Source organism: Bacillus sp. FJAT-52991, from assembly GCF_037201805.1.
In the GTDB taxonomy this organism is placed as follows: Bacteria; Bacillota; Bacilli; order Bacillales; family Domibacillaceae; genus Bacillus_CE; species Bacillus_CE kandeliae.
Genome location: NZ_CP147404.1, coordinates 1525405 through 1541296 on the forward strand (window position 1 = coordinate 1525405; position 15892 = coordinate 1541296).

A 15892-nucleotide genomic window follows, 5' to 3' on the forward strand; every position below is an offset into this window, starting at 1 on the left:
TTGATAAGGTGATATAGGTTAAAATTTGAGTAGAATGCAAGTGAAAAGGAGGTTGATTTTATATGGAGTTTTTAGATGTCATTGATCAGTATGTATTGAAAATTAATGATTATTTGTATACCTATTTAATGATTGCGATGTTAATAGGATTAGGTCTATTTTTCTCATATAAAAGTAAATTTGTTCAGTTTCGTTACTTTAAGGAAATGTTTCGTGTCATTTTTGAAAAGCCAACTACTTCGAAAGAAGGGGAAAAAGGGGTTTCTTCCTTCCAGGCATTTACCATTAGTGCGGCTTCACGGGTAGGAACAGGAAACCTTGCTGGTGTAGCAACAGCGATTGCAACAGGCGGACCTGGAGCTGTTTTCTGGATGTGGCTGATTGCTTTTCTCGGAGCTGCATCTAGTTTTGTTGAGAGTACATTAGCTCAGGTGTATAAAGTCAAGGATAAAGATGGATTCCGTGGAGGTCCTGCCTATTATATGGAGAAGGGACTAAACAAGAGATGGATGGGAATTATCTTTGCGATTACCATCACGTTTTGCTTCGGATTAGTCTTTAATGCAGTTCAATCAAATACGATCTCCAATGCAGTTAACCAAGGATTTAACGTATCTACTTCTACTATCGGGTTGGTTCTTGCTGGTTTAACAGCCGTGATTATCTTCGGTGGAGTTAAACGGATTGTACATGTCACACAAATTCTTGTCCCAGTTATGGCTATTCTTTATTTAATTTTGGCGATAGGGATTGTGCTCATGAATATTACCGAAGTTCCTGAGATGCTTATGTTAATTTTCCAAAGCGCTTTCGGTTTGCAAGAGGCAGCTGGAGGAGCATTAGGTGCTGCGGTTATGAATGGAGTGAAGCGCGGGTTATATTCAAATGAAGCAGGTATGGGTTCCGCTCCAAATGCCGCCGCAACAGCAGATGTCAGCCATCCAGTAAAGCAAGGGTTGATTCAAACATTAGGCGTATTTGTTGATACGATCTTAATTTGTTCCGCTACTGCTTTTATTATTATTTTATCTGGTGAGTATACAAAAGAAGGACTTACTTCTATTAATCTGACTCAATCGGCACTTAGTGTGCATATTGGTGACTGGGCGAATATTTTCCTTGCTGTCGCTATTTTCTTATTTGCCTTTAGTTCGGTCATCGGGAATTATTATTATGGGGAAACAAATATTGAATTTATCAAAAAGTCACCAGCCGTATTATTTGTGTATCGTGTGGCTGTTGTTGGAATGGTCTACTTTGGAGCAGTGGCTAAAATCAATTTAGTATGGGACTTAGCAGACTTATTCATGGCGATCATGGCCTTTATTAACTTAATAGCTATTGCGATGTTATATAAAGTTGCCATGGCGGTTCTTAAAGATTATAATAAGCAACGAAAAGAAGGGAAAGACCCCGTTTTCTATGCCGATTCGATTGAAGGTATAAATGGGATTGAATGTTGGGAACGGAAACCAGAAACCAGAAACACATAAATAAAGAAAAGAAGTCATGACGAATATAGCTGCGTCATGACTTTTCTTTAACTAAAAGTATTTTTGCGAAAAAGAAGAAATGGCTACTCTATTTTTCCCTCCTATTTTTTGATAATATTTATTTGTAAAAGTATCAATATTTCGTTAATTTTTTTTCGAAAGCTCTTGCTAAATTTAATGGTAGTTGATGAACTGAAACTATAACAAATAGTTTGTTTTTTAAGAGGTTATATGAGCGGAGTGATGATGGTAGCTCTGCCCCTTTACCACAAAAGAGTTTCTAACATTTTATAAAGAAAGGGGTATAAAAAGTGGGGAATGTGATTTTTAATTCTTCACTCGTTTCTACTGAAGAATTCGAGTGGTTTATACAAATGACAAAAGATATGTTTCTAGCTATTGATCATGATGGAGTGATTCAATTTGTTAATCCGGCGTTAGTTGAAGTGTTAGGTTATGATAAGGATGAGTTTATTGGGAGACATTTTTCTGAATACATCCATTTTTCTGATCAAGAAAGTACACGCGAACAATTTGAAGAAGTTATACGAGGCGGGAAATTAATAACTGTTGAGAATCGTTGTCTTTGTAAAGAGGGTGGTTATGCTTGGATGTCTTGGAATGCTGCTTCAATGGCTGGACAAAAAATGGTTCTAATCATTGGGCAGGATATTAGCCGACAAAAGCGGTTAGAAAGTGAATTAATTCAATCGAACCAATACTTGCAATCGTTTTGGGAAAACACAGATGATGCAGTCGATCTTATAGACTTAGAGGGAAACGTTATCGCTGTTAATAAAGCCTTTGAAAAGATTTTTGGGTGGACAAATGAGGAAGTACAAGGGCGAACGTTACCTATTATTCCAGATGCTCTTTACAGTGAATTTCAACAGATCAGAACAAAAGTGTTATCTGAACAAAAAATGGTCAACTATGAAACGATGAGATTGCGCAAAGACGGATCCATGATTCCTGTGAGTATAACAGCCTCACCGATCCGGAATGAAGAAAAGATTGTCGCCCTTTCTGTGATTAGTAGAGATCATTCCATGCTTGTGGAGGCGAAGAGAGAGCTAATCAATCGGAAAAAGGAGCTAAGAAAAACAAATGATCGTCTGGAGAATATATTAAAGAGCATTATAGAAGCTTTTTTCTTTGTGGATGATCATTGGAATATTGTTTATGTCAACGATGTGTTTGCAAATATGTGGGGGAAAAATCAAGAGGGCCTAGTCGGGCAGAATTTCTGGGATGCTTTTCCTGAGATAAAAGGAACCATCTATGAACATTATTATAAGCAGTCCATGAATACGCAAGAGTCCCAACGTTTTCAAGTTTACAGTAAGGTTTATGAACGTTATTTTGAAATCTGTACGTTTCCATCTTTAACAGGCCTTGCAGTAAATACACGGGATATTACAGATTATCAAATGAATTTGCAAAAATTAAAGGAAAGTGAAAAACAAATAAGGGAGATTACAGAAAATATTAATGAAGTATTTTGCGTGCATAATGTAGAAGGGTTTGAATTGCTTTATGTAAGTAAGGCATTTGAGAAAATATGGAAACGTTCTTTATCGGATTTGTATCAAAATCACTTTCAATATATTGAAACGATCCATCCAGAAGATCGTGAGTATGTCATCCATCAAATTACTCATTTTAAAGAAGCACCTGATGAGTTTGAGTTTCGTATGATTCGACCGAGCGGTGAGGTTCGTTGGATTCGATCAAGACAAACAGTTATTTCCAATCAAGCGAATCAGCCGAAGCGTATCATTAGTGTTCTGGAAGATATTACTGAACTGAAAGAGAAAGATATTTTAATTCGTAAAGGAGACAAGCTTGGGGCTGTGGGACAATTAGCTGCTGGGATTGCTCATGAAATTCGCAATCCATTAACGACAATTAAAGGATTTGTCCAGCTGTGGGGAAAGGAAAGTCCAACAAAGTATAGCGACATTATTTTGTCGGAACTACAAAGAATTGAATTTATTATGAATGAATTTTTAATGTTAGCCAAACCTCATCAAGAACTGAAAATGGAAAAACTTCATTTGAATAAAATATTAAATGAAGTCATGATTTTTATGCAACCTGAAGCATTACTTCATAACGCTAATATTGTTAATACGTTGGCTGCTAATTTACCAACAATATTTGGAGAAATGAAGCAAATTAAACAAGTGATCATCAATTTAATCAAGAATGCTTTAGAAGCGATGCCTAATGGCGGGATTATTACAATGCTAACAAAGTATGACAATAATAGAGTGATAATAGAACTAATAGATGAAGGGATCGGAATTCAAAAGGATCGGATTGCTAGGCTCGGTGAACCATTCTATTCTAATAAAGAAAAGGGGACCGGTCTTGGATTAATGGTGAGTTTTAAAATTATCCAAAATCATAAAGGAACCATTTCTTTTGAAAGCGAAGAAGGTAAAGGGACAAAGGTGATTATTTCTTTACCTGTATATAAAGAAAATAAGTAATCTTTTGACAAAGGAAGCTATTCGCTTCTTTTTTTTATGAATATTTATATATACAAATAAGACGTATAAAAATCGCCTAATAATAGAAAAAAGATATTGATAATCATTTTCAGTAGTAGTAGAATGAAAAATAGTAATTTATGTGAATAGTTGAAAACAGTTAGGAGAAAAGAATCATGAAGAAAATGCCGTGGAAAGTTGTAACGAGCCTATCTCTTGCCGCATCAATGTTTATCGCTGGCTGTGGAAAAGATAGTGAAACGTCTGAAAGTAATAGTAAAACGGATGATAAAGAGCAGAAAGCGACTGTAGAAGTGCAAGATTATACATTTGATACAGCTGATAATATGTTTGCATACAGCGAATTTGAATTGTCTGGCGAACCTTTAGCAGAGGGACTGGGACTTGATCTTGATGTTTTAGACCCTAAGAAAATTAATCAGCCGACTCCTTTTGATTACATTGCTGGTATTGAATCCTATGAGTATTCAGAGGAGGCGATGTATGAAGTTGTAGAAAAATCAGGCTTAGGATTACATTTAGTACATGGCCCAGCGGTTCAAGAAATGGCTAAAGAATCAGGTAAAAAGCCTGAAGAAGTGTTAGGGGAGCGCTTTTATTCGTTAGCTGATGCCGTGGGATATCCGAGAGAAGAAATATTTTCGAATATGTATCCGACGTTTATTGAGTATGCAACAGGAGACCCACATTATACTCAAAAAGTAGATACTGGAGAATATGCACCTAATGACGATGGGACTTATGTTCCTATGTATCAAGTAAACTTTGAATCTTTGCGTTGGGATCGTGACAAAATGGACAAAATCCTTTCTCCAGCCGCTTATGGTGGAGTATTCTTAAAACAGGCTTTATGGGCAGGAGATTTTATGGGTGGTTTCCATACGATTGACAAAGATGAAGAGTTAGCTGGAGAAACGGCTAATGATGATGATGATCCTAATATTGCTCTTGGGGTTAGCTCTGCAGATGGGATGCAAGGGGCAATTTTAACGGAAGAAATATGGAATAAATTACAATATATTCGTTCGAGCTTATTTTTAGATGCGAAATCAGGAAAATTAACAGAGGCTGGTCTTGGAAGTCAGTATGATCCATCAAAAGGCCTTGTTTATTTACCTCATGCGATTGAAGTGGAAGAAAACGGAAATTATCAAGCGGCGAATGCCGAGTCATTAAAAGTGGTCGATGCAACGAGTCAGTTACATGACCAATGGATGATGCTTTGGCCTGCAGCTGAATTTTATGGTATGACAGACCAACGTCAAGAAAATAAAAACGTGGCTCCTTCATTTAGAGCTTTATTCGACGGAAAACCGTTTCCACAAGCGAATACAGCCAATATTGACACAATGGCTGAAAATGATCAATTAGCTAATGATCCATTCTCTGTTAATAAAGATGTCGCTTTACATGTATTTAAAAATATGAAAGCGATGCATTTTAATGAGAAAGAAGGAGCGTTTGTAACGGAGCATGACGGCAAATCTCAAAATAACATAGTAGATGCGTTTGAAGCGGGCTATTCGATGGAAGCGATGCGTATTTTTGAACGGGCGATTGATGGATTGCCAGTCGGTTATGCGAGCGGAGAAGCGGCAGAAGGTTTAGGTACAGAAGAAGCGAAGCAAGCGAAAGACATGATCCAAAAACAAGCCGATTTTATTTTGAATAAAATGATGCTTGAAAATGGCTTAGTCGCTGACCAATATGAAATTGGAAAAGGGGCTAGTGAAGAAGCTTCATTGAAAGCACAATTAGGGGCTATTCGAGGATTAACAGCGGCGTATTTATCAACAGAGGATGAAAAATATCGGTCAGCAGCTCGCGAATTATACGTAACGATGGAAAAAGAGTTCTTCAACGAAGAATTGAACATTTTAGAAACGAAAAAAGGCGAGATGAAGTGGGATCCAGAGACAGCGGGTGCTTTATCTGGTGTGTATCGAATTGCCATTCAAAATTTAAGTAATCAAAATGCGAAAGAAACAGATAAAGAGTTAGAAGTAGAAACGATTATTAATCGCTATAATGACTTCTATAATCTCGTCATTGATGGTCCTTCACTAGAAGAAGGAATGCAAACAAGTGAATTTTGGGATACAGGTGATTTCTACAAGTCAGATGATAAGTCTGGAAACACAGATGGAGACAATGTACCACAAATTCAAGCAGGACATGGGAAATATGGAATTTCTCCAGTGCTTGTACCTGTTGAAGTAAAAGAAAAATAAAAGAAGGTATGAATCGTGAAAAAAACGAACCTTTTATTTGCGCTCGCGCTCCTTATGATAGGGGCGCTAGTCGCATGTTCAAATGAAAAAGAAGATATTATTCGTCAACAAGCAGCAAGTAGCAATGATATTATTATGTCAACTAAATCAGAGATGATTTTTACAGCGAATATCGATGTGGATACTGTAACGATGATTGACAGTAAAACGAAAAAAGTGAAAAACGAAATTGAAGTAGGTAAGCAACCGGTTCAATTAGTACTTTCTCCTGATGAAGAAACTTTATATGTCTCTTGCAGGTATGATAATCGTGTAGACGTTATTGATGTAAAGAAACAAAAAGTGGTCGATTCTATTAAAACGGGCATAGAGCCATACGGACTAATGACGAGTCAGGATGGAAAGAAATTATATGTAGCCAATTACCGAGAGAATAATATTTCAGCCATTGACTTGAAGTCTGAAAAAGTAAAGAACATCGAAGTCGGTGATAGACCTCGCACATTGGCCATTTCAAAAGATGGAAAAAAACTATACGCGACAAATTACTTAAATGGTGAAATAAAGGTAATCGATACAGTAAAAGACAAAGTATCCAATACGATTACATTAGCTTCATCTCCGGATCAGTCTAATCGAAAGAAAAGCCAGGGAACACCGAATACACTTGAACAATTTGTTATTTCTCCGGATGGAAAAACAGCTTGGGTATCTCACTTACTGACGAATACAGATACGCCTGTTCAGTTTGACGAAACCATTTTTCCAGCTATTTCAGTGATTGATTTAGAAAAGGAAAAGGAGAAAGTAGAAGAACGAAAAGAGCTATTTGAAGAAATTAATGTGACTGATAGACAAAACCAAACGATGATTGTATCAAACCCGTATGATATCGTCTTCCAACCGGATGGAAGCAAAGCTTATGTTGTTATGTCCGGGAGTGAAGATCTTGTTGTTTTTGATTTAAAACGAGGCGGAAATGCGGTGCAGGTCTTGCGGCGAATTGAAGGGGATAACCCAAGAGGGGCCGTCTTATCCCCAGATGGAAAGACGCTGTTTGTTCATAATGCGATGAGTCATGATTTGGCTACCATAGATACTGGAGGAGACAGTAGTTATGGGCGAGCAAAAATGGCTGGGGAAAATATAAAACTAATTGAAAAAGATTCGTTAGACCCTCTTGTTAGGGAAGGTAAAACTATTTTTTACAGCGGAAATAGCGATGAATATGCAACTGATATTACCGGGGATAATTGGATGAGTTGTATTTCCTGTCATGCGGATGGGGAAATCAATGGATTGTCGATTAGTACAGTAAAAGGTCCTCGAAATATTCCGTCTAATGTATTAACTACGGAAACAGGTTTGTTTATGTGGGATGGAAGTCGAGATGATTTCACAGATTATTTATTGACCGTCCAAGGAGAAATGGGAGGGATGATGGATTATGATCCTTCGAAGCCTCTTCCAAAAGAAGTAGAGCATATGTATGATGCGATGTTTGCTTATTTGAAGGATCCTAATTCATTCCCTGTACCTAAAAGTCCATATAGAAAAAATGGTGAGCTAACAGCGGATGCCGAAGCAGGAAAAATATTGTTTGAAGGGAAAGGTCAATGTTTAAGCTGTCATGGGGGAAAAATGATGACAGATAGTGTCCAGGCTATTGGAAAAGACGGAAACCTTTCGACAGACAATACTCAATTTCTGCATGACATTGGGACAGGATCTGATCAAGATCAGCCTTCAGATGGCGATGGACGTGCCCAGTTTACAAATAAACGAGATGACAAGAAATTTGATACACCTACTTTAAGGGGAGTATGGGCAACGGCACCTTATTTTCATGATGGGAGTGCGAAAACCATTGAGGAAGCTGTGACGAGACATAATTACGACAATGCTCCCGAGCTATCAGCTGAAGAAATTGATAAAATTGCGGCTTATGTCAAATCTATTGAGTAAAAATGAAATCAAATAAAGTGAAACTTCAATCAGTGAGGGACTTATAGCCTGTTAATGCGGATAAATTGAAAAAGAGCAAGGGCTCACTTCCATTTATGGTAAAATAGAAGAAAAGACTAAAGGGAGTGGGACAAGTGAACATGGTGAATGGCTTCATGCAACTATTTGTGTTTGCTATACCCGTTTTTTTCATCGCTCTATTTACAGGGTTGTTTTTTTCAGAGAAAAGACGAAATGAAAGATTTAGAAGAATAGAAGAGAGAGTAGAACAAAAACAAGATCGTGAATGAAAAGCAGGTGGATCGCCTGCTTTTTTTTGTTGATTGTGAGTTGTTAAATTAGACAATGTCTAAAAAATATTTTTCTTTATTTCTCTCTATTTTTTGCTATAGTTAGAGAGGAATTATTCTTGAATGGGGGGATTTTATGCTAAAAGAGTTTAAGGAATTCGCTATGCGTGGGAATGTTATTGACCTAGCAGTCGGGGTGATTATCGGTGGAGCCTTTGGTAAAATCGTGACGTCGCTTGTTGAAGATATTATCATGCCGCTTGTTGGATTACTTCTTGGAGGAGTCAACTTTACTGATTTAGCCTTTACCTATCATAAGGCGACTGTTAAATATGGAGTGTTTATTCAAACAATCGTGGACTTTTTAATTATTTCTTTTTCCATTTTTCTTTTTATCAAGCTGTTTAATAAACTAACTTCTAAGCAAGAAAAAGCAGAGGAACTAGCAGCACCAGCACCTTCTCAAGAGGAAATACTGTTAACAGAAATTCGGGATTTATTAAAGGCGCAAAAATAATTTCAATGAGCAAGAGATCCATCTCTTGCTCTATTTTTAATTTCGTGCAAATGGCCATTTTGCACGAATGAGTCAAAAACAATCGCCAATATAGAAGAAGATTGTCTAATGGAGTGATCCTTTGTCGCTTTAATTGACGGAATATTGCGAATGAGATACTCTTAATTCAAGTGTGTAAGTATGGAAAAAGAATGGTAGAAGGGGGTTATTCAGAATGAGGAATAGTCATTTTCGTTTAGTGAATCAAGAGGTATCGAAAACGATTACTGAATCTTGGAAAAGAAGTCGAAAAAGCAAAGTATCAGAAACCCTTAATTCTGCACCTCTTGTGTTAACCGAGGAGGATATTAAAAAAATCAAACACTGTGGTGACCTTTATCAATCTTTTTCAAGCGTCTATTCCCGAATGGAGAGGGAGATTGAAGACTGCTATGCTTTAGGGTTAGCGGATGAAAGCGGCAGAATGATTGGCGTAAGGATGAAAGGAAAGTTACATGATCAATTACGGGAAGCCAACTTTTATCCAGGAGCAAATTGGCAGGAAGAAGTGACAGGCACCAATGCCATTGGCACCGCATTAGCTGCAAAAAAGCCGGTGACGATTCATACAGCGGAACATTTTTGCGATGCTTGGAAAGCATTTTCGTGTGCAGGTGTCCCGATTTTTCATCCAGTTAAAAAGAAGGTAATAGGCATCCTTGATTTGACGAGCAATGATGAACATTTCCATAAACAAAGTTTATTGCTGACAAAGGCGATTGTTGAAGGAGTTCAGTTAGATATGATGAATCGTTTGTATGAAAAATATAATGTACTTAAAGAGCGTTTTAATGAAAAGAGAAAAGAAATCAAGAATGATTGGCTAATTGTTTTCGATGATCAAGGAGAAATGATTGCTTCCAATCGTGCTTCAGAACCTTTTCATTATATATGGAAATTTGATTTTGATTGGATTACATATTTCCATCAGTTACAAAATAACAGAAAAGTAGATCGAGTCAATGAATCTATACCGTTTTTACATGGACAACCTCATGGGAAAATACACCCTATCGTTCACACCCAAAAAGTAATAGGGATCATTGTTCAACTTCCAAAGAAAACATCTCCTTCAATGACTTCTAAGATGACGAATAAAACATTTCAAATAGAAAACGGAGTCATTGGTCACAGCGCTCCATTACAATCTTTATTATCAAAACTTGAAAAGGTTGCTCCAAGCCATGCATCGGTTTTACTGACTGGAGAAAGCGGTACTGGAAAAGAAGTGTTTAGTCGATTGCTCCATCAATTAAGTGGAAGAAAAGAGAAGCCATTTATTACATTTAATTGTTCGTCTCTTAACCATGAACTGGCGGCGAGTGAATTGTTTGGCTATGCCCCCGGCTCTTTTACGGGAGGATTAAAAGAAGGAAAGAAAGGATTGTTTGAAGCGGCTGATGGCGGTGTTTTATTTTTAGATGAAATTGGAGAAATTCCGTTAACCGTTCAACCATTGCTTTTACGAGTGTTACAGGAAAAAGAAGTGTTAAGAGTAGGAGAATATAAATCTAGAAAAGTGGATGTTCGAATTATTGCAGCTACAAATCGTGATTTAAAACAAATGGTTCGAGAGGGTACTTTTCGAGAAGACCTTTATTACCGATTAAGTGTGATCAGCTTACCAATCCCTCCGCTGAGAGAAAGAAAAGAAGATATTCTTCTGTTAGCCAATTATTTTTTAGAAAAGTGTCAACCGGCTAGACGTATCCAATTCAGTGAGTCGGTTGTAAAGGTATTACAAACCTATGACTGGCCGGGCAATGTCAGAGAGCTTCGTAATGTGATTGAATACAGCATATTATTTGTGGATGAGCATATAATTGAAATGCATCACCTACCAGATTATTTGCAAGAACATGTATTCATTCCATCTGTGTTGACAAATAAGCTACAAGACATAAGTGGGGAAAAACATGAACGAGAAAACATTATTCAAATGTTGAAGCAAACGAATTTTAATGTAACAAAAGCTGCCAAGATGCTCGGGTTTTCGCGAGGCACATTGTATAATCGTCTGAGAAAATACAATATATCCTACTGAAAATAAACAAACTGTTCAAACGCATTTGAACAGTTTGTTTATTTTTTTGAACAATCGAGCTTCTAAATGGTTTGAAAATATGTAATAATCAATCTTTTTGTTTTGGCATAGTATTTGCATTTATATAGATGAGCTCATAGACATTTAAGGATTGAACTGCTAGAGGGTGAGTTGTCAAAAATCTAAGGAGGGGAATGAAGGTGAGAGCTGCCGTAATGGAGGAATTCAACAAACCGCTCAAAGTTTTAAATGTGACGGACCCTGAGTGCGGCCCTGATGATGTGATCGTTGCCGTGAAAGCCAATGGAGTTTGTCGCAGTGATTGGCATGGATGGGTTGGTGATTGGGGATGGATGGGTTTAAAGCCTGAATTGCCTCATATTCTCGGTCATGAGTTTGCGGGAGTGATTGAAGAGGTCGGAAAAAATGTAAAGCGTTTCAAAAAAGGAGATCGAGTCGTTATTCCCTTTAGTCTAGGATGTGGGAGTTGTGATTGTTGTCAAACGGGACATCAAAATGTGTGTGAAAATATAACGGTTTTCGGTTTTGTTTGCAATGGCTCTTATGCTCAGTTTACTAGAGTGCCTCTAGCCGATCAAAATTTAGTTCATTTACCAGAATCCATTGATTTCACTACGGCTGCTTCCTTAGGTTGTCGATTTATGACAAGCTTCCACGCAGTAACAGATATTTCAGGCGTAAAAGCTGGCGACTACTTTACCATTTACGGAGGTGGTGGAGTAGGCTTAGCTGCTCTTCAAGTAGCTTCGACACTAGGAGCTAGGGCAATTGTGGTAGATATTGATGATCAAAAGCTAGAAATGGCCAAACAACTTGGAGCTGTGGAGACAGTCAATTCAAGGGAAGTGAACCCGGTTGAAGCCATTATGGATATAACCAGTGGCGGAAGTGATATTACGTTAGATGCATTGGGTATTGCTGAAACTTGCCGAAATTCGATTATGAGTTTAAAAAACAGAGGTACTCACGTTCAAGTAGGATTAACGACTAAAGAAGAGGGGGGCATGGTTGCACTGCCGACCGACTTAATTGTTGCGAAAGAACTGCAAATAAAAGGTTCGTTAGGAATGCAGCCTCATCGATATAAAGCCTTGCTTGCGATGGTAGAAAGCGGCCAGCTTCATCCAGAAAAGCTCATTTCAAAAACGATTTCTCTAGAAGAAGCAAGCGATGTGCTAGCGTCTATGCATGAGTACGGAACTGTAGGATCAGTTATTATTGATCGTTTCTAAATAAAAATAAGGAGGAGATTTAAATGGAAAAAACAATCAACGTATCACCACGTGTAAAGGAGTTTTTAAAAGGAACGAAAAAGCTATTCATTAATGGAAAGTGGGTCGAGTCCGCTTCAGGAAGAACATTTGAAACATATAATCCAGCAACAGGAGAAGTGCTTGCCGTTGTAAGTGAAGCGATGGAGCAAGATATTGAACAAGCTGTTCAAGCCGCAAGACGAGCGTTTGACGGTGGGCCATGGTCAAAGATGAGTGCAGCGGAACGAAGCCGATTGATTTATTTATTGGCTGACAAAATGGAAGAGCATAAAGACGAATTAGCACAGCTTGATACGTTAGATAGCGGAAAGCCTATTCGTGAAGCATCCGCAGCGGACGTGCCGCTTGCGATTGAACATTTTCGTTATTTTGCTGGATGGGCTACGAAGATCATGGGACAAACGATTCCGGTTGCCAGAAATTATTTGAATTACACTCGTCATGAGCCTGTAGGGGTAGTTGGACAAATTATTCCTTGGAATTTCCCATTACTGATGGCAGCGTGGAAATTAGGAGCTGCACTGGCAACAGGTTGTACAGTCGTCTTAAAACCGGCAGAACAAACGCCATTATCGGCTCTTTATTTAGCTCAGCTCGCTCAAGAAGTCGGTTTTCCTGATGGTGTGATCAACGTAGTTCCTGGTTTTGGAGAAACCGCAGGAGCCCCATTAGTGAACCATCCAGAAGTCGATAAAATTGCCTTCACTGGTTCTACACCGGTTGGTAAATCCATTATGAGACAAGCATCGGAAACACTTAAACGAGTCACGCTTGAGCTAGGAGGGAAATCCCCAAATATTATTTTACCGGATGCTGACCTTAGCAAAGCGGTACCAGGTGCTTTATTCGGTGTTATGTTTAACCAAGGACAAGTGTGCTGTGCAGGTTCTAGACTGTTTGTTCAGAAAAAGAAATATGATAATTTCCTAGCAGATATGGTAAGCCATGCTGAAAAAATTCAGCAAGGACAAGGAATTGATCCAAAAACAGAAATGGGACCACTCGTTTCAGACGAACAGCAAAAGCGCGTCATGTCCTATATTCAAAAAGGACAAGAAGAAGGAGCGGAAATTTTAACAGGTGGAAAAGTACCGTTTGATAAAGGATACTTCGTTCAACCGACGATTTTCGCTGATGTAAACGATTCCATGACGATTGCGAAAGAAGAAATTTTCGGACCAGTTGTTTCTGCCTTGCCATTTGATGATTTAGATGATTTAGTCGAGCGTGCCAATAACACGGATTTTGGTTTAGCGGCAGGCGTATGGACGGAAAATGTAAAAAGAGCTCACTATTTAGCTCAGCGAATTAAAGCGGGAACGGTTTGGGTCAATTGCTATAACGCTCTTGATGCAGCGAGTCCATTTGGCGGATTTAAGCAATCCGGTTTAGGAAGGGAAATGGGCTCTTACGCTTTAAATGCTTACACAGAAGTGAAAAGTGTATGGGTTGACTTAAACGAATAATCTGGAAGAGTCTGGTCCGCTTATAGCGGGCCAGCTTTTCTACAATGAAGAAAGGAGTAGTTTTAATGAAACATATTAAACCTTTGAATTTCAAAGGCAAGATGATTGAACAAACGGTTGACCTTGAAAAAAAGCCAGAGGTACAAGGATTAGCGTTGCTTCCAATGGGATGTACGAGTTTGTTTGATCCAGGATGGGAAACGGACTTTTCGGGAATGAGTTTAGAAGGGGTATGCCAACCGCACTATAAAGACATTTATGGATGTTACGGTGATTGCTGGTGGGCAGCCCAAGTACCAGATGGATTAACGAATTACGGCAGTTGGGCAGATGAATGCCCTGTCGCTGCGAATGATTGGCGAAAATTAACGTATGTGAAACCTTAAGAAGGAGCTATGCCATGAGAAAAAAATATATCATGATGGTTGGTATTATAGCCGGTTTTATATGGTTGTTAGTTGCTTGTTCGGATTCTGCCATCGAAGAGCAACAAAGCGAGCAAGGAGAAACTGTCTCATCAGATGTACTTGTCAGTAAGCAAGTAGAGAAAAGTTGTGTCAGCTGCCATGCAGTAGATCAATCCGGTAAACTGGAACGAATTGAATACATGCGGAAAACGCCGGAAGGATGGGCGCAAACCATTTCAAGAATGGAAAGAATTCATGGCTTGAAAATCACGGATGAAGAAAGAGAGCAGCTAGTAACAGATTTAAGTAGAGAAAGAGGATTAGCTCCTGAAGAGGCAGAGAAGGTGCAATATTGGCTAGCGAATAAACCATCTTATTCCGAACCTATGCCTGAAAACGAAAGTGTTGCTCAAAGTTGTATTGGGTGCCATGCGGCTGGAAGGTTTGAAGCTCAGCGAAGAACAGAAGAAGAGTGGAAGAATTTGAAGGATTTTCATCTAGTTATGTATCCATCGATTTATTTAAATCATCGCCATATGGACTGGCCAGAGGAATCGGAAAAAGCACTTGAATTTTTAGCAAAAAATTATGGAGAAGAATCCGAGGCTTGGGAGAAATGGAAAGGAAAAGAATACGATGTAACAGGAAAGTGGAAAGTAGCTGGTTTTCAAGGAACGAACGGCTATTACATTGGAGACAGTGAATTTTCAAAGTCAGAAAAAGGTTACACAGAGGAGAAGAAAGTCCGCTTTATTAAAGATGGAAAGGAAGAAAATTTTAGCGGAGATACAAAGATGTTCTCTGGATATATGTTACGTTCGCACTATAAGCAGGGAGAGAACAAAATAAATGGCACGTACAATGTAACGAGTGAAAACGTCATTAAAGGTGATTGGTCTAAAGTAGATGACCTTGGTATTACAGCAGAAGAGACGTATTACAAAGTTCAATCAGAAACACCAGAAATTTTTCATGCAGAACCTTTTGCTTTGAAAAAAGGAGAAACAAACAAAGTGACCCTTTATGGGATGAACTTAAAGAAATTAAAACAAGAGTTATTATCCTTACCTAAAGGAGTAGAAGTAGTCAGTTTAACAGCCATATCTGATGATCAAGCAGAAGTTGAAATGAAAGTTGACCAGAAAGCCGAAATAGGAGCTTTTGCTTTAAATGGGGAGAAGGTTAACGTTCATGAAAAGTGGATGTTATATGATCAAGCAGATTATATAAAAGTTGAACCAGCTTACGGTGTTTCCCGAATGGGAGGAGCAGGGCCGATGGATAAAGTGAGCATTCAATATGTCGCTTATGCTTACAGCAACGGCAAAGATGGGAAGAAAGAGTCAAAAGATGACTTGAATCTTGGCCCGGTGGATGCGGAGTGGTCGTTGTTAACGTATCCAGAAAAGAATGCCTCAAGGGATGATCGTCCATACATTGGTGAACTAGCTAAAAATGGTTTATATACACCGAAAGCAGAAGGGCTAAATGAGGCTCGAGAATTTGTTCAAGAAAACGTAGGAAGTGCTACGGTACAAGCAAAAGTGACGATTGATGGAAAAAGCTTTACAGCTACAACACATCATATCTCTACTGTACCAGACTATGTGAATAATGTTCACTAATAAA

General features: G+C 38.4%; 11 protein-coding genes. All 11 read left to right on the plus strand.

The annotated features are described in order from the left end of the window. Window positions 1-62 precede the first annotated feature (62 nt). The gene (locus WDJ61_RS07865) at window positions 63-1493 is read left to right on the plus strand and encodes an alanine/glycine:cation symporter family protein (protein ID WP_338754279.1); all 1431 of its coding nucleotides are present in this window, start codon (window positions 63-65) and stop codon (window positions 1491-1493) included. A 311-nt stretch (window positions 1494-1804) separates the two neighbouring features. Then, window positions 1805-3988: a PAS domain S-box protein gene (locus tag WDJ61_RS07870; RefSeq protein WP_338754281.1), complete on the plus strand. Its 2184-nt coding sequence runs from the start codon at window positions 1805-1807 to the stop codon at window positions 3986-3988. A 176-nt stretch (window positions 3989-4164) separates the two neighbouring features. Further along, the gene (locus tag WDJ61_RS07875; RefSeq protein ID WP_338754282.1) at window positions 4165-6240 is read left to right on the plus strand and encodes a hypothetical protein; all 2076 of its coding nucleotides are present in this window, start codon (window positions 4165-4167) and stop codon (window positions 6238-6240) included. A gap of 15 nt (window positions 6241-6255) precedes the next feature. Beyond that, a complete protein-coding gene (locus WDJ61_RS07880; protein WP_413789066.1) occupies window positions 6256-8205 on the plus strand; it encodes a beta-propeller fold lactonase family protein in 1950 nt (649 codons plus the stop codon). A gap of 134 nt (window positions 8206-8339) precedes the next feature. Further along, entirely contained in the window at window positions 8340-8495 is a 156-nt protein-coding gene (locus WDJ61_RS07885) for a hypothetical protein (RefSeq protein ID WP_338754284.1), read from the plus strand. A 136-nt stretch (window positions 8496-8631) separates the two neighbouring features. Next, the gene (gene mscL, locus WDJ61_RS07890) at window positions 8632-9012 is read left to right on the plus strand and encodes a large conductance mechanosensitive channel protein MscL (protein WP_338754285.1); all 381 of its coding nucleotides are present in this window, start codon (window positions 8632-8634) and stop codon (window positions 9010-9012) included. A 214-nt stretch (window positions 9013-9226) separates the two neighbouring features. After that, window positions 9227-11095 (plus strand): sigma-54-dependent Fis family transcriptional regulator, encoded by a 1869-nt coding sequence (locus WDJ61_RS07895; protein WP_338754287.1) that lies wholly within the window; start codon window positions 9227-9229, stop codon window positions 11093-11095. 194 nt (window positions 11096-11289) lie between these two features. Next, window positions 11290-12348, plus strand: coding sequence for a zinc-dependent alcohol dehydrogenase family protein (locus WDJ61_RS07900; RefSeq protein ID WP_338754288.1), 1059 nt, complete (start codon window positions 11290-11292; stop codon window positions 12346-12348). A gap of 23 nt (window positions 12349-12371) precedes the next feature. After that, complete coding sequence (locus WDJ61_RS07905) at window positions 12372-13856, plus strand: aldehyde dehydrogenase family protein (RefSeq protein ID WP_338754289.1); 1485 nt, start codon at window positions 12372-12374, stop codon at window positions 13854-13856. A 65-nt stretch (window positions 13857-13921) separates the two neighbouring features. After that, window positions 13922-14242 (plus strand): quinohemoprotein amine dehydrogenase subunit gamma, encoded by a 321-nt coding sequence (qhpC, locus tag WDJ61_RS07910; RefSeq protein ID WP_094836489.1) that lies wholly within the window; start codon window positions 13922-13924, stop codon window positions 14240-14242. 14 nt (window positions 14243-14256) lie between these two features. After that, a complete protein-coding gene (gene peaA / locus WDJ61_RS07915; RefSeq protein ID WP_338754290.1) occupies window positions 14257-15888 on the plus strand; it encodes a quinohemoprotein amine dehydrogenase subunit alpha in 1632 nt (543 codons plus the stop codon). Window positions 15889-15892: the final 4 nt, after the last annotated feature.